Origin of the sequence: Bacillus sp. FJAT-29790 (genome assembly GCF_019039215.1) — a bacterium.
Taxonomy (GTDB): Bacteria; Bacillota; Bacilli; order Bacillales; family Cytobacillaceae; genus Cytobacillus.
In genome coordinates this window covers 662,169-677,780 of the sequence record NZ_JAHNZZ010000001.1, presented here as the reverse complement: position 1 = coordinate 677,780, position 15,612 = coordinate 662,169, and the positions used below count along the sequence as shown (strand labels likewise).

The window sequence follows — 15,612 nt, the reverse complement described above, 5'->3', positions numbered from 1 at the left end:
TCATAATTAAAAATAGTTCTTTTATTTAACCTGATAAAAATGGAATATAGCTTAAGTAGATTCCATCGTATAGCAAAATGCAGCCGTTCTCACAAGGACTTGGCTGCATTTTGCCCTTCCATATTTAGTAGAACTTCAACGTTGCCTTACCTGTTGTCAAGGTCTTGCCGGGCTCGCGCTCTACGAGAATTTCCAAATCCAATGTACGCTCTTCCTCATTCTTGTTCGTAACCTTGGCCCGACAGGTCAGAACGTCCTCAAGAAAAACCATGCCTGCAAACCGAACCATCAAATGCTTGACAAAACCGTTTGTTCCGACCAATTGACTGCATAGCTGACCTAGAAAACCCATGCTAAGCATTCCGTGTGCAATGGTGCCTGGTAAACCAACTTGTTTTGCTGTTTCAACATCGGTATGAATCAAATTAAAATCTCCAGACGCTCCGGCGTATTTCACTAATTGGACTTTATCAATTGCCGGCTTGACGAGAGGCTCTAACTCTTGCCCGATTTCTGCCCGAGTCCAGTCAATTCCATTCATTTACTTCACTCCATTCAGCGCACAATCAGCGTGTTTTTTCCGCGATACACCAAGTTACCTTCAAAATCTTCGCCGCGGGTTTCCTGCACAAGAAACGTCATCTTGCCAATCTTTCCTTCTCTTTCATAGACTTCAGTAACAGAGCTGACACAGCGTAAGATATCTCCTGCTACAATTGGCCGTTCATAAAGATATTCCTGCTCTCCGTGCAAAACTCGGCTTGGTTCAAAATTGACTTTCGGGTTCATCACCCGGATCGTAGTTGGAAATGTAGGAGGAGCAACGATACTTCGATACCCGCATTCCTTAGCAAACGCCTCATCTGTGTACAAGGGATTATCATCGCCAATGGCTACAGCAAAACTGCGAATGGCTCCTTTTTCGATCTCGAAGATTTTCGATTCACTTGTACTTCCGATAAAACTAGGATCTATTAGCAACTCTTTTCCTCCTTTCATAACGGGCTAAGCATGTCTTCACTATTAAGCGAGTTCTCCAATCTTCACATGTCCTTTGATCAGATTGCGAGCAATTGTGCGGCGCAGGATTTCGTCAGTACCTTCAAAAATACGAAGCAATCTTAATTCGCGATACCATCGTTCTATCGGCAACTCTTTCGTATAACCCATTCCGCCATGAATTTGCAGTACCCGGTCCACCACATTGTTGGCCATATTAGAGCCGTATAGCTTGGCAATTGCTGACTGATGACGCGCATCAATATCGTTTTCTACCATCCACGCCGCACGTAAAACGAGCCATTTCGTCGCCTCGATTTCTACCGCGGAGTCCGCAAGCTTCCACTGAATCGCTTGATATTCAGATATTGGTTTGCCAAAAGACATACGCATTTTGGAATAATCTACGCCCATCTGCAGCAATCTTTCTGCAGATCCAATCGCTCTGGAGGGAATCATCCATCGGCCTTTGCCGATCCATCTCATGGCAAGCTCAAAACCATTACCTAATTCACCCAAAATATTCTCTTCCGGAACCCGCACATTTTCAAAGACGAGAGAGGCCGGTCCCCATTCTCCCATTGTATGAATATACTCGGAACGCCACCCCATATCCCGATCTACAAGGAAACAAGTAACCCCGCCGTTTGCACCTTTTTCCTTATCCGTAACTGCGAACACGATGGTAAAATCCGCTTCATGCCCTTGTGTGATAAAAGTCTTTTCCCCGTTCAAAACCCAGTCATTCCCATCCTTCACTGCCGACATGCGGATGCTCCTAGCATCAGATCCGGCTCCTGGTTCGGTAATAGCAAAGCAAGAGCGACGTTCTCCGTTAATCGTTGGGATCAAGTATTTTTTCTTCTGTTCTTCATTACAGAGATAGAGAATATTATCTGCCGCACCGCCTAGTCGAAATGGAATGAAAGTTTTAGCGATTTCGATTGCAATAATTGCGCTCATTACAGCCCCAAGGTTTGCTCCCCCATACTCCTCCGGGGTTTCAATTCCCCAAAAACCAATTTCTTTCGCTTTCATCTGAAGTTCGTGGAGCTTTTCTGGTGAAATTCCCGGACGCCCTTCTCGCTCATTTCGCAACACCTCGGGCTCTAACGGAATTAATTCCTTCTGCACGAAATCCCGAATTGTTTTTTGCACCATTTTCTGTTCTTCTGTCAATAAAAACTCCATGTTTCTCCATCTCCCTTTTCTGTAAATTATTTTGATTGACCACTATGATGAATAGACCTAGCGGGCTCCTCCGTTGACGTAGATAATTTGTCCATTCACGTAACTTGAGTCTTCACTGGCTAGAAAGGCGATTACGTTGGCAATATCTTCAGGTTTCCCGACTCTTCTAAGCGGATTTCTCTCTGCAATTAATTTTTGCTGTTCCTCAAAATCCAAGCCTACTCGTTCTGATGTTGCCTTTGTCATGTCCGTTACGACATACCCAGGACCAACAGAATTTACATTAATGTTAAAAGGACCCAATTCCATCGCTAGGGTTCGAGTAAACCCCTGTAATCCGGCCTTGGCGGCTGAATAATTGGCTTGTCCACGGTTTCCCAGAGCCGATGCGCTACTAATGTTGATGATCTTTCCATAGCGTTCTTCAACCATAAATTTCTGCACCGCTTTCGCACATAAAAAGCTGCCCTTTAGATGCACATTCATCACCGTATCCCAGTCTTCCACTGACATTTTGAAAAGAAGGTTATCACGGGTCACTCCAGCGTTATTCACCAAAATATCAATCCGTCCAAAGTGAGAAGCAACCTTTTCAACAGCAGCATTTACTTGCTCAACGTCAGAAACGTTACAACCGATCGCAATCGCTTCTCCACCGTTGGATTGAATAGCTTGAACTGTTTCACGACCAACCTCTTCATTCAGATCAAATACTGCCACCTTTGCCCCGTCTTGTGCTAATCGCTTCGCTGTTTCCGCACCAATCCCCTGCCCTGCACCGGTGACAATCGCAATCCTATCTTGTAAACGACTCATTAGATGACCTCCTCTACGACATTTATAGGTACATTAAAAAACAAGCATGTTTTTCGTACTGCATCTTCCATTACCTTTCAAGCATTAGAGCAATTCCTTGACCACCGCCGATACAAGCCGATACGAGTCCACGCTTAACACCCCGGCGCTTCATTTCATGTGCAAGCTTCATCACCAGCATCCCTCCGGTCGCACCAGTTGGGTGCCCATGGGCAATTGCTCCTCCATTCACATTGAGCTTTTCCATATCCATGTTTAGTTCACGATCGCACGCGAGTACTTGACTGGCAAAAGCTTCATTGATTTCAATTAAATCCACATCTTCTAAAGTCAAACCCATTTTCCCTAATAATTTATTGATGGCTGGGACAGGACCTATCCCCATAATGTTCGGATCCACACCCGCGATCGCCCAATCAGCTACTCTTGCAAGCGGTTCCAGCCCTCTTTTCAACGCTTCCTCTTCTGACATCATAAGCAGCGCTGAAGCTCCGTCACAAACACCAGATGCGTTACCCGCGGTTACTGTACCATCCTTCTTAAATGCCGGGCGAAGAGGAGCCAGCCCTTCCAAAGTCGTTTCCGGTCTTGGGTGTTCATCCTCAGAAAGTAAAATGACTTCTCCTTTTCTTCCTTTAATGGGTACAGGGATGATTTGATTCTTATAAAATCCTTGTTCCACCGCTTTTTTCATGTTTTGCTGGCTTCGCAAGGCAAAAGCATCCTGTTCCTCCCGGCTGATGTTATAGTGTTCCGCAAGGTTTTCAGCGGTAATACCCATCGTCGGACTTCCGATGTGATCTGGTGCCAACTGTTTCAGTAAAAACTTAGGTGGGACTCGGTCAAAGGATTGACTTGGGGGTTCCAATAGATAAGGAGCCCTTGTTAAACTTTCTGTTCCCCCAGCCACAAGAATCCGCCCACTTCCGGCATTGATAGAGTCGGCAGCTATCGCTACAGTATTAATTGCCGATCCACATTGCCGGTCAATCGTAACTCCCGGTACCGTTATGGGCAGCCCACCTTCTAGTAGAGACAAGCGCGCGATGTTTCCTCCGCCCGCATTACAGTTTCCTAATAGGACGTCATCCACTTCCTCACCTTCGACTTGGGCCCTTTGAAGCACTTCTTTGATGACAATCCCTCCATAAATGGAGGGATGGAGATCTTTAAAACCTCCTCGCATTCTAGTAATTGGGGTTCTTGCCACAGAGACGATCACTGCTCTACTCATTTTCATTTTCCCTCCACATTTTGTTTTGCTATTCTTTTTAATACTCAACCAGGGCATAGAGAGATTTATTTTAACGTCTGGTTATTTTAGTAATTGCTACTAGATTCAATCAAATCATTTAGATACAGTTTCGTTACTTTCAACTGTTTAAGTACCCTTCATCACTTACCGACCTTTTATCACGTTTTTCACAAGTCCGTTTTTAAATTTCTCACTCCTTCACTTGTTATCTTTTTTTCTACCTTCCCATTCCACAAGTTGCATTGAACTTATGCCTGAACACATCATGTCCACCTTATTTGTCTTATTGGCAAAAAATAATAAAAGCAATGTTCCTTGCACTTATACAACTTGCAAGAATAGTGCCAAAATTCAATCTCGTTGGAAAGCAGATATAAAAAGGAGTATTCATCATGTTTTCTTTCAAAAGATTCATAATTAAATTATTCATTTATGATTTCTTGAATTAATTGATTCATTTTTGAAACATTAAATTCAATATTGAATTAAATTTTGAGATAGACATTAATATTCTAGTAGTTCAAATAAACATATATATGGAACACAAAAAATCGTTGCATGTTTCTTTTTCAAAAAAAATAATCCTGATCCCGGACAATTGTTAGCCCATTGGAACAGGATCTTAACTTTAATTTAAAAAATGAATGGGATTATAATGGGGTACCGTCGGGATTTTGACAATTAACAACATTCACATTAAAAACTTTTTTAGATAAAGTGCTATTAAAGCTGTATCAATAGAGTTTACCTTATTGGGACTTTTTCGAGCATCTCCACCAATTTATATACAGATACACGTGAGATTTATCCATTAACGAAAGACTCTGTCGTTCGTTAATGGATAAAATTTAAAATGAATATCTTTAACAATTGCAATATCTCATACTGTATATTCTCTGAATGAATAGCAAAAAAGTTTGCGTATTATTCTTCCTTCATTACCGATAAGCCGGAACCAGGATTGCCCAACATAAAAAGGGTTTGAAATAATCTTTTCTATGATGTATGAAATACGATCATTTTCTTCCTGATTTTCAATTTTAGTTTTATAAGATAGAGACAAAACAAAGTACGAATTATCACCTTCAAGTTCAAGTAATTGAAGATGATAAATCCCTTTCTGAGTATTACTGAATTCTCTAATACCTTTTCAATACTTTTAATCTGTTCTTTATAGTTTCCCTGATTGGCTCTGGCTTCCTTGCAACTGTAATCGCAAACTGAAAACGTACATAATTACCAAAGCAGCAACAACAACTCCAATCATTAATAAATTTTTCTTTTGGCTAGGCACTATGACGTTTACCTCAGATCCGTCTAAAACCTAAGATGGTATATAGTTTTTTCCACTCTTCAACGGAAGAATAAGAAGTACCGCCTCTGCTAATTGCATTACTAAATTGACCGTTCCGACATAAATGATGCTCCGGGCTTGTATGCGGGAAAATACTAAGTCGCCTGGCTTAATTTTATCTTCTGGAACAGATGTTGTTTTATTGTACTGAGATTGAGCTGTCCCATACATATCAATGCCGACTTGTGCAAAGGCATATTCCAGTAATCCCGAACAGTCAAACCCTCCTGCTGTGGGTGTCTTTCCCCCCATACATACGGTCTGCCAAGAAACTTTTTCATAATGTTAATGGACTTCCTCCGCATTAAATGACTGTGTAGCGTCACCCACGACACCACCATTTCCTCGATTGTAATAGCGCATAACATGTTCTACATAATTCACATCATCATAACGGCCCCACAGTATCTTTTTTACTGATTTTCCATTTTTCCGAAACCTTTTCATATGCATCTTTAGAGGAGGGAATATTTTGAAAAAGAGCATCATCATTTTCGTAACCACTATGGCCATTGAAACTGGGCTTACTGTTCTATTTGCCTCGCTTTTTCCATACGTTTTATTGAATTGATGTTTTTTGCAGTGGTTTTGTTTGCGACAGTGACAATTTGGTTTTCTAGCAGCGGTGGGACGATGACGAAATTTAATGACAGCCAAACTAGCGCGATGACAGGATTAGCGACGAAAAGAGAAGAGTTTACATTACGTCCAAATTACGTAGACTTTGCATCCCTATTATTTCTACTTATAGGCCTTATTTTCTTCATTTTACTTTTGACAAATACCATTCCTCCAGCATAATTGGTCGTACTGTATTCTTTCGTACCTATTAAAAATAAGGCAATGTTAATCAATTTTGTTGATAGACACACGGATTCGATTTACCTTCCGAGAAGCGGTTTTTGCTAACACAAAAAAGGTTCTCTACAGGCAAAATCTCCCCTCAAGTATTGATTTTCAACAATAAGATTTATCAAAGCCAAATAAGAATATGAATTTGGAATTACTTGAAAGAAAGGGGTCGTTTCATGTGGATCTGGTTTCTATTAATCATCATTCCTATTATTATATTAGCCATCATCGAGGAAACAATTTACTTCTTTGTCAACCGCAGCGTATTTGGTCAATCTAATGTTGAAAAATACGTGAGGAGTTTGCTAATGGTACTAAAAGGAAAAATAAGTAACTGTGCGAAGCTGCTAAAAAGAAAATTGAGGATAAAAGGAACTTCTACCTAAAGTTCAATTCATTCGAAATGCAAGTGGGAATATTTTGTGATAAGATCGTGGTGATACTCTTGAAACGAATTTATTAGGAGGAATAATCTTGAGTCAATCTAATATGTTAAATCATTTTTTATCGCATCGTTCAGTTACAAATAACCTCGTTCAGAAAATTGACGAAGCCAATTACGAGTACAAGCCTACTGAAACTTCTATGACTGCTCAGAAACTAGTTACACATATGTATACGTCATTTCATAAATTTGTAAAAACAATTAAAGATGGAAATGCTTCTCCTTTTATTGAGAAACTAGAAACTACACACTCAAACCTTAATCATATAGGAGAGGATTTTACAGAAAAGTCAAAGGATCTAATCGCTTCCCTTACTGATCAAGAATTAGACCAAGTGATTGACTTAACGAAAGTATTTGGCATGGAGCTAACCGGCCGTCAGTTATTCCAAATGGCAATGGATCATGAAATCCATCATAAAGGCAATTTGTTTGTGTATGTTCGGGGGATGGGTCATACCGATTTGCCGATGTTTATTGGAAGAGGATAATAACTTTTAGTAAATAAAAAAAACGGACATCGCTTGGATTGTCCGTTTTTTCTTACATATCTAAAGTTTTTTACATATTTATGATCATGATTAGCCTTAAAAATAATTAAATTTCCTCAATGAAGATTTTACTGCCCTTTAACATGCGATAAACCTTTCAGTGATGAATCTTCTAAACGAATTCCTTCACTTGCCGGAACAGTACTAATGATTGCAATTAGCGCAAGTACACTGAACAGTACATTTGTTAAGAGTCCAATAGAGGCAGCCAATTCGATATTACCAGCCGTCAGAATGACCCCATAAACAGTAGCAGAAATTGCGACTCCGAACGAACCGCCAAGTGAACTTGCCATTTTGTAAATTCCTGAAGCAACACCAACTTTATCGGCAGGGGCATTAGCAACAGCTGTGTCCGTAGATGGAGTTGCATAAATTCCTAAACCAATCCCGAATAGCATAAACCCAATGAAAGCGACGATCGTATAGATTACGCCCGGCAAGAAAGTTAAAGCCAATAAACTTAATCCCAATCGCTGAAATTAAGGAGCCGATGATCATTGGTTTTCTTGCACCTGATCGTTGTAAAAACTTCTCACCAACTCGAATCATCACTAATACACACACTAAATATCCGAGGGATAACATCCCAGACTGGAAAGCAGTATACCCTCTGCCCATTTGTACATATGTATTCGCAACTACAAGTGTTCCGCCTACAGCATTTAGCAAAAAGTTTGAAATCGTAGCACCTGTATAAGGTTTATTCTTAAACAACGCAACATCAATAAAACCGTTTGACTTATTTGTAACAATTTTAAGGAAAACAACTGTCCCGATTATTGTGACCGCGATTAAAGACAATGTGAGGATGCTTGTCCATCTAAAATCTGCACCGCGTGTAATCACTACGTTTAATGCAATCATAGTGACAACGAACACCACAAAACCACTGAAGTCAAATTTTGAAGAACCTGTTTGTTCCCCTTTACTTTCTGGTGTATCTTTAATTAACAGCATTGCCAGAAGAGCAAAAATGATCGAAAAGACGAAAATCCATTTCCAACCCATGTATGTTGCAATGGCCCCACCTGCAAAAGAGCAAATTCCAGATCCACCCCAAGATCCAATTGACCAGTAACTTAAAGCGCGTTGCCGATCTGCATCATCAAAATAAGCTTTCACTAAAGCAATTGTAGCTGGCATAATACATGCAGCAGAAAACCCTTGAATGATCCGACCAATAATCAGCAGTGTAGCTCCTTGAGCCAAAATAAGGCAAAGGGAACCACTAATACTTAATATTAAACCGATATATGTAATTTTCTTTCGCAACCTTATCGGCTATTCCACCTGCAGCCACAACGAAAATCCCTGAGAATAAGGCTGTTAAACTAATTGAAACATTGAATACCCCTAATGAAACGCCTAAATCTGCTTGAACTGTTTTTATAAAAAATTCAATAATTTCTTTTATCTTTCCATCAATTTAGATTAATAATCCGGACTTCGATCGCAATTACCCGGTAAAATAAATCCGGTAACAATTTTTTACCAAATAGCCTAAATGGTTTAGCGGAATAGTTTCAAACGGAGTTCAGACCACTATTATCCTCAAAAATAAATAGCTTCCTCCAAAGATGGAAGGAAGCTATTTATTTAGGATTTGACTGCTACTGTTTTGGATGCATTTATTAAACCTTCTATTCCGGAAAAATCCTTTTGTTTCAACAGTTCAATGATCTTACTTCCAACAATAACGCCATCACAATGTTGGATCATTTCTTGAACATGGGCAGGTTCAGAAATACCAAAGCCCGCCAAGACAGGGAGCCTGCTAACACTTTTCACCTTTTCAAGATGCTCACCAAGCTGATCGTTGAATCCTTTTCTTGCCCCGGTTATTCCGTTTACAGTTACAGCATATAGAAATCCCTTTCCTCTGCTAGAAATCTCTTGAATTCGTTCAAGTGGGCTCGTTAATGTAACGAGCCGAATAATTTCAATTCCGGCTTTTTCAGCAAATGGAGCAATTATCTCTTCCTCTTCGATCGGCAAATCTGGCAAAATCAGCCCATCAATGCCGGCTTGCTGTGCATCTAAGATGAAGTTCTGTATTCCGTAAGCCATAATCGGGTTCATATAGGTCATGATAATGATCGGAATATGAACAATTGGCCGGATATTTGCAATCGTTTGAATCACGCCTCTAAGCGAAGTACCATCTTTGAGCGCACGGTTTCCAGCCTCTTGGATAACAGGACCGTCGGCAACCGGATCGGAAAAAGGAATACCGAGTTCAATCGCTGTCGCCCCTGCTTTTTCCAAAAATGTAATTCGCTCTGGCAATGCATCCAATCCGCCATCTCCCGCCATAATATATGGAACGAATGCCTTTTCATTGTTTTCCTTTAGAGTCTGAAATACCCTTTCAATACGGTTCATTTTCTTTCCCCTCCCAATCTTGCTTTGACTGTTTCCACATCTTTGTCGCCTCTGCCTGATAAACAAATGACAAGCCCTTCATCCTCTTTCATTGTTGGTGCCAGTTTTAAAGCGTAGGCTACGGCATGAGAACTTTCGAGCGCCGGAATAATTCCTTCCATTTTACACAAGAGCTGCAATCCCTCCATTGCCTCTTCATCTGTAACAGAACTATATTGCACACGGCCCGTATCTTTTAAATAGCTATGCTCTGGACCTACGCCTGGGTAATCCAATCCAGCCGAGATCGAATGGGCTTCCTGAATTTGTCCGTTCTCATCCTGAAGCAAGTACATGAGTGCCCCATGGAGCACACCCGGCACCCCTTTTGTCAAAGACGCAGCATGCTTATCTGTATCAATCCCTAATCCAGCTGCTTCCACCCCATACATGCGTACATTCTCATCTTTTATAAAAGGATAAAACATCCCCATTGCATTGCTGCCGCCCCCGATACAGGCTACAACAGCTTCGGGCAGCTTTCCTTCTTTTTCAATGTATTGCTTTTTTGTTTCATTTCCAATTACACTTTGGAAATCACGAACAATCATTGGGAACGGATGTGGCCCCATGACAGAACCTAAAATATAATGCGTATCCTCCACATTTGTTACCCAATAACGAAGCGCTTCATTGACCGCATCTTTTAACGTAGCGCTGCCTGATGTCACACTGACAACTTTTGCACCTAAGAGCTCCATGCGGAAAACATTTAGCTGCTGTCTTTGAATGTCCTCCTCTCCCATATAAATGACACAATCCAAATTGAGAAGCGCACATGCTGTTGCTGTTGCCACTCCGTGCTGACCGGCACCTGTCTCGGCGACAATTTTCTTTTTCCCCATCCTTACAGCTAAAAGGGCCTGGCCGAGCGAGTTATTGATTTTATGTGCGCCTGTATGGTTTAAATCTTCCCGTTTTAAATAGATTTTAGCTCCCCCTGCATGTCTCGTCAGGTTTTCGGCAAAATACAAGGGTGTTTCCCGGCCTACATAGTCTTTTAATAAACCTTGCAGTTCCTTTTGAAAAGAGTCGTCTGCTATCGCCTTTTTGTATTCTACTTCTAGCTCAAGGACAGATTGCATCAATGTCTCTGGTACATATCTTCCTCCGTATATACCAAAATGGCCCCGTTCATCTGGTAATGTGTAAGTCGTCATTTTACTTCCTCCTTCATCGTACTTTTCGCTTTTTCTATAAATCTTTTTATTTTTGCCGCATCCTTTTTCCCATCGGTTTCAACCCCGCTGCTAACATCTACCATATATGGCGCTGCCTTTTCGATACCTTCAGCCACATTCTCTATCGTCAATCCTCCCGCGAGGATGATTTTTTTCTCATTTAATTCAACATCTGCGAGCATGCTCCAATCAAATGCAATCCCATTTCCTCCCCGGTATTTCCCTTTTGGGCTGTCGAGTAATAGGTATTCACAGGAATAGTCATTTATTTTTGAAAGGTCTTCAGTAGAGCTAATGCTTAAAGCTTTAACGACAGGAAGGCTAAACCCACTGCAAAATTCCGGAGATTCATCTCCATGAAGTTGAATGGTATTGATTCCTGCAAGGTTTACGATTTCCTCGATCATTTCTTTCGTTTCATTTACGAACACACCCACTTTTAAAATTCCATCTGGCAATTGGCTGATGATTTCTCCAGCACTTTCTGGTGTGATACTTCTTTTACTTTCCGCAAATACGAAGCCGATAGCGTCTGCTCCATTTTCGATTGCAAATAACGCCATCTCAATATCCGTGATTCCGCAAATTTTGACTTTCACTGCTGAACCACCTCGTTTAATGGCAATTTCATCCCTTTTAATAATTTTTCAAGATTAGCAGCTAACATAAAGGCTTCTCCTACGAGAATTCCGTTTGCTCCTGCAGCAATGACTCTTTTAACATCCTCTTCGGTTTTAATCCCACTCTCACTAATGAGGAAAGCCCCAGCCTTTTTTATAGAGGTAGCAAGTCTCTCAGTAACCGCCAAATCAACATCAAATGTTTTTAAATTCCGATTATTAACGCCGATTAGCCGCGTTCCCGTCTTAAGTGCTTTTTCCACTTCTTCTTCGTTGTGGACTTCCATCAGTACTTCAAGATCTTGCGCAAGCGCAAATTCATAAAGTTCTTTCAATCTGGAGGCATCCATAGCTGCGGCAATTAATAAAATTAAATTTGCCCCAGCTTTTTTCGCCTGGATGATTTGCGTTTCGTCGATGATAAAATCCTTGCATAGAACAGGTACATCCACAGCCTCACTAACAGCAGTTAAATCAGAGAAGCTTCCTTTGAAAAAAGATGTGTCAGTCAGAACTGAAATCGCATCGGCCCCAAAATCAGTGTAGGATTTTGCCTGCTCCTCTGGATTTAATGCCATATTGATCTCCCCTTTAGAAGGAGAGGCACGCTTGAATTCAGCGATAATCGAAAGTTGTTGGGCCTTTTCAAGCTTCGAAAGAAATGAACGCTTCGGAAGGTTTAAACTGCTCGTAACCATACCGCTCTCATCTTTTAACCTGTGAACCTCTCTTTTCTTTTCTTCCAAAATTGTATCTAAGATCGTTGTCATTTAAATTACCTCTTTCTGTAAAGATTGGCTTGCTTTTATTAGCTGTTCAAGTTTATTTAAAGCTGCACCCGAATCGATGGTGTCCCGTGCGATTTTTATCCCTTGTTGAATGGTTCCCGCTTTGCCGCCTGTAAAAATGCCAATCCCTGCATTCAGAACGACAGTGTCTCTAAAAGCACCTTTTTCTCCATTTAGAACCTTCATTAGAATCTCCGAGTTTTCCCTTGAATCTCCGCCTCTGATCGCATCATTATTATAAACGGATAATCCGACATCATCTGGATGAAGAATTTTCTCCATAATCCTTCCATCCTCAAGAATAACGAGATGGTTTTCCCCTTGAAGTGAGGCCTCATCCATATAACCTGCCCCGTTCAATACAACTGCTCGTTTCCTGCCAAGTGCTTTTAACACTTCAGCAAACATAACCGTTAAATCCCGGCGATAGATGCCGAGCAATTGTGTCTCTAGTTCGACCGGATTCGTTAGCGGCCCAATCAGGTTAAAAGTTGTTGGGATCCTTAAATCCTTGCGCACCTTCATAATCCTTTTAATTTGCGGATGAACATGTGGTGCAAACAAGAAGGCAATGCCAACCTCTTCTAAAATTTCTTCCGTCGCCTCAGGCGATAGGTTCAAGTTAATGCCAATATGCTCCAATACGTCGGCACTTCCAGTCTTGCTCGAAATGCTTCTATTCCCATGCTTAGCAACCGGAATTCCTGCTCCAGCAATGACAAACGCGGAGGTGGTGCTAATATTAAAGCTTTTGGAACCATCACCTCCCGTTCCACAATTATCCATAACATTAGGAATTTTCTTACTAAACGAAAGAGATTTTTCCCGTAATGCTTTAACCAAGCCCGCAATTTCCTCAACCGTCTCTCCTTTTGTTTTTAAACCAATTAGGAAAGCCGCGATCTCACTATCTGTAACATCATTGGAAAAAATATGGTCCACTGCTTCCTTTATTTCAAGCTCTGTTAAGGATTCACGTTCAGACAATCGTTGCAGAATGACTTTCATTGTTCTTACCCCTCTCAATTTCATGTAAAAAATTCTCTAAAATGGGCTTACCTTGTGCTGTTCCGACTGATTCTGGATGAAATTGAAGCCCGAAAAGCGGATAGTGTTCATGTTTGATTGCCATAATTTCATCATCGTCCATCGATCTTGCTAGCACTTGAAAGGTTTCCGGCAAAGTCCCTGACTGAATGATGAGTGAATGATAGCGCATGACGTCTATCGGCTGTGGCATGTATTGAAATAAATGAGAACCATTATGTTTTAGCTTTGAAACCTTTCCGTGCATGATATTTTTGGCTTTCTTGATAATAGCGCCAAACGCATAGCCAATCGCTTGATGTCCAAGACAGATCCCCAGGATTGGAACCCGGTCATAAAAGCTATTGATGACATCTATACAAAGGCCAGCCTGCTCCGGCCGTCCAGGTCCCGGTGACAATACGATCGCTTCCGGCTTAAGCTTCTCAATCTCTTCAATCGTAATCTGATCATTTCTTGCAACCACAATTTCCTTTCCCAATTCCCCAAAATACTGATATAAGTTATACGTAAACGAATCATAATTATCAATAAGTAAGATCATCTTGCCCTCCCAAAAAAGCTTTTAGTTTGTGGATTGTTTCTTCGTACTCTTTTTCAGGAATTGAATCATGCACAATTCCGGCTCCCGCCTGAATATAAGCCTTTTGGTCTTTAATAATCATCGTTCTGATCGTAAGGGCAAAATCCATATTTCCATTTGCGGAAAAATAGCCGACAGCACCTGAATAAATCCCTCTCTTTACATCCTCAAGCTCATTTATTATTTCCATCGCTCTAATTTTCGGTGCTCCCGAAACGGTTCCGGCCGGCAAGCAGGAAATCAAAGCATCAATCGCTGAATTAGGCTCTTTCAGCTTCCCGCCGACTTCTGACACTAAGTGCATGACATGTTTATATTTCTCAATTTTCATGTATTTTTCAATTTGAACAGACCCAAACTCACATACACGGCCTAGATCATTTCTGCCAAGATCCAAAAGCATGCGATGCTCAGCAAGCTCTTTTTCGTCTTCTTGCAAATCTTTCTCGAGCTGCTCATCTTCCAATTCACTTTTCCCTCTTGGCCTTGTGCCCGCAATCGGGTTTGTTGTTACTTTTCCATCTGTCGCTTTGATTAAGCTTTCTGGTGAGGTACCAGCAACAGCGTAGTCCTCAAAGTCTAAATAATACATATACGGAGATGGATTTTGCACCCTAAGCTTTCGGTAAAAGGAAAATGGATCCCCATCCATCGTTGCCTGCAGACGTTGGGATAGCACGACTTGAAAAATATCTCCCTCCAAAATATACTCTTTGGCTTTTTTTACTTTTTCGATAAAATCTTCTTTTGGGGTAGAGGCTTTAAATGCTGATAACCTTGAATCTTCGGAATTTTTACCGGTTGCTCCGTTTTTGATTTCAGCATTTCTTTTTACGATCCGTTGTTTCAAAGCATCGATATCGGTATTTGATTTTACTGGTGTTGCAACGAGATGAACCTTTTGTTCAAGATGATCAAATACTGCGATATCTTCAAAAAATAAGAAGTGGACATCAGGTACATTCAACTCATCTTTTGGAATACGGCCAATATCCTCATATTGTCCGATGACATCATAACCGACATAGCCGACTGCACCCCCGCAAAACGGAAATGTCTCAAACCCATTCATTCTGTCTTCAGGCATGAGTTTTTTCAATACTTCCAACGGCTTTTCGTGGATTATTTCTTGCCCCTCGTTTGTGATTACAATGCTGTTGTTCCCATCCCCCTTTAATTCCATCACCGGATCCGCCCCTATAAACGAATACCTGCCGGACTTTTCATGCTTTAATGAGCTTTCAAACAAGAATTTTTTCTTCCCGCTCATACGCTGATAAATTAGGATCGGTGTTAACGTATCGCCCTCAAGCTCTTCAACTATATATCGATCTTGAATTGACTTTTCCAAATCTTTTCCCCCTTACTTAATGTTGTTGTTGATAGACATGCGGATTTGCAAACAAATTGTGTACTTTGCGAATAGAAACCGGGAATTTGCTAATTGATTGCGAAAACTTGCAAATAGAACCGGAATATTTGCTAATAGATTGCGAAAACCTGCTA

General features: G+C 40.9%; 16 protein-coding genes and 1 pseudogene. 3 read left to right on the top strand and 14 right to left on the bottom strand.

What is annotated here, in order from left to right; translation table 11 throughout:
• Positions 1 to 124: 124 nt before the first annotated feature.
• From BGM26_RS03255 to BGM26_RS03230, 6 genes are all read right to left on the bottom strand, one after another.
• A complete protein-coding gene (locus BGM26_RS03255; protein ID WP_217038311.1) occupies positions 125 to 541 on the bottom strand; it encodes a MaoC/PaaZ C-terminal domain-containing protein in 417 nt (138 codons plus the stop codon).
• A gap of 14 nt (positions 542 to 555) precedes the next feature.
• A complete protein-coding gene (locus BGM26_RS03250; RefSeq protein ID WP_217038310.1) occupies positions 556 to 981 on the bottom strand; it encodes a MaoC family dehydratase N-terminal domain-containing protein in 426 nt (141 codons plus the stop codon).
• 42 nt (positions 982 to 1,023) lie between these two features.
• Positions 1,024 to 2,190, bottom strand: a complete 1,167-nt coding sequence (locus tag BGM26_RS03245) for an acyl-CoA dehydrogenase family protein (RefSeq protein WP_217038309.1) — start codon at positions 2,188 to 2,190, stop codon at positions 1,024 to 1,026.
• A gap of 57 nt (positions 2,191 to 2,247) precedes the next feature.
• A complete protein-coding gene (locus BGM26_RS03240; RefSeq protein ID WP_217038308.1) occupies positions 2,248 to 3,006 on the bottom strand; it encodes a beta-ketoacyl-ACP reductase in 759 nt (252 codons plus the stop codon).
• 70 nt (positions 3,007 to 3,076) lie between these two features.
• Positions 3,077 to 4,240 carry a thiolase family protein gene (locus BGM26_RS03235; protein ID WP_217038307.1) on the bottom strand — a complete coding sequence of 388 codons (1,164 nt, stop codon included), beginning with the start codon at positions 4,238 to 4,240 and terminating at the stop codon, positions 3,077 to 3,079.
• Positions 4,241 to 5,585: 1,345 nt separating this feature from the next.
• Complete coding sequence (locus BGM26_RS03230) at positions 5,586 to 5,867, bottom strand: C40 family peptidase (RefSeq protein WP_217038306.1); 282 nt, start codon at positions 5,865 to 5,867, stop codon at positions 5,586 to 5,588.
• Positions 5,868 to 6,248: 381 nt separating this feature from the next.
• Between BGM26_RS03230 and BGM26_RS21335 the strand changes: the two genes are divergently transcribed.
• From BGM26_RS21335 to BGM26_RS03215, 3 genes are all read left to right on the top strand, one after another.
• Positions 6,249 to 6,416, top strand: a complete 168-nt coding sequence (locus tag BGM26_RS21335; protein WP_254118956.1) for a hypothetical protein — start codon at positions 6,249 to 6,251, stop codon at positions 6,414 to 6,416.
• 227 nt (positions 6,417 to 6,643) lie between these two features.
• Positions 6,644 to 6,853 (top strand): hypothetical protein, encoded by a 210-nt coding sequence (locus BGM26_RS03220; RefSeq protein ID WP_217040794.1) that lies wholly within the window; start codon positions 6,644 to 6,646, stop codon positions 6,851 to 6,853.
• 88 nt (positions 6,854 to 6,941) lie between these two features.
• Positions 6,942 to 7,403, top strand: a complete 462-nt coding sequence (locus tag BGM26_RS03215; protein WP_254118954.1) for a DinB family protein — start codon at positions 6,942 to 6,944, stop codon at positions 7,401 to 7,403.
• A gap of 128 nt (positions 7,404 to 7,531) precedes the next feature.
• Here BGM26_RS03215 and BGM26_RS03210 read toward each other — a convergent pair.
• The 8 genes and pseudogenes from BGM26_RS03210 to trpE all read right to left on the bottom strand — a co-directional run.
• Positions 7,532 to 8,856: pseudogene (locus BGM26_RS03210) on the bottom strand (MFS transporter); the annotation flags it as partial.
• A gap of 206 nt (positions 8,857 to 9,062) precedes the next feature.
• Positions 9,063 to 9,848 carry a tryptophan synthase subunit alpha gene (gene trpA, locus BGM26_RS03205; RefSeq protein WP_217038305.1) on the bottom strand — a complete coding sequence of 262 codons (786 nt, stop codon included), beginning with the start codon at positions 9,846 to 9,848 and terminating at the stop codon, positions 9,063 to 9,065.
• Positions 9,845 to 11,047, bottom strand: a complete 1,203-nt coding sequence (gene trpB, locus BGM26_RS03200; RefSeq protein WP_217038304.1) for a tryptophan synthase subunit beta — start codon at positions 11,045 to 11,047, stop codon at positions 9,845 to 9,847. Before trpB ends, trpA begins: the two co-directional genes overlap by 4 nt.
• On the bottom strand, positions 11,044 to 11,667 hold the full coding sequence (locus tag BGM26_RS03195; RefSeq protein ID WP_217038303.1) for a phosphoribosylanthranilate isomerase: 624 nt from the start codon (positions 11,665 to 11,667) through the stop codon (positions 11,044 to 11,046). The genes trpB and BGM26_RS03195 overlap by 4 nt, the downstream gene beginning before the upstream one ends.
• Entirely contained in the window at positions 11,664 to 12,458 is a 795-nt protein-coding gene (gene trpC, locus BGM26_RS03190) for an indole-3-glycerol phosphate synthase TrpC (protein ID WP_217038302.1), read from the bottom strand. Before trpC ends, BGM26_RS03195 begins: the two co-directional genes overlap by 4 nt.
• Positions 12,459 to 13,484 carry an anthranilate phosphoribosyltransferase gene (trpD, locus tag BGM26_RS03185; protein ID WP_217038301.1) on the bottom strand — a complete coding sequence of 342 codons (1,026 nt, stop codon included), beginning with the start codon at positions 13,482 to 13,484 and terminating at the stop codon, positions 12,459 to 12,461. It abuts the gene before it with no gap.
• Positions 13,456 to 14,067 carry an anthranilate synthase component II gene (locus BGM26_RS03180; protein ID WP_217038300.1) on the bottom strand — a complete coding sequence of 204 codons (612 nt, stop codon included), beginning with the start codon at positions 14,065 to 14,067 and terminating at the stop codon, positions 13,456 to 13,458. The genes trpD and BGM26_RS03180 overlap by 29 nt, the downstream gene beginning before the upstream one ends.
• The gene (gene trpE, locus BGM26_RS03175) at positions 14,051 to 15,457 is read right to left on the bottom strand and encodes an anthranilate synthase component I (protein WP_217038299.1); all 1,407 of its coding nucleotides are present in this window, start codon (positions 15,455 to 15,457) and stop codon (positions 14,051 to 14,053) included. Before trpE ends, BGM26_RS03180 begins: the two co-directional genes overlap by 17 nt.
• Positions 15,458 to 15,612: the final 155 nt, after the last annotated feature.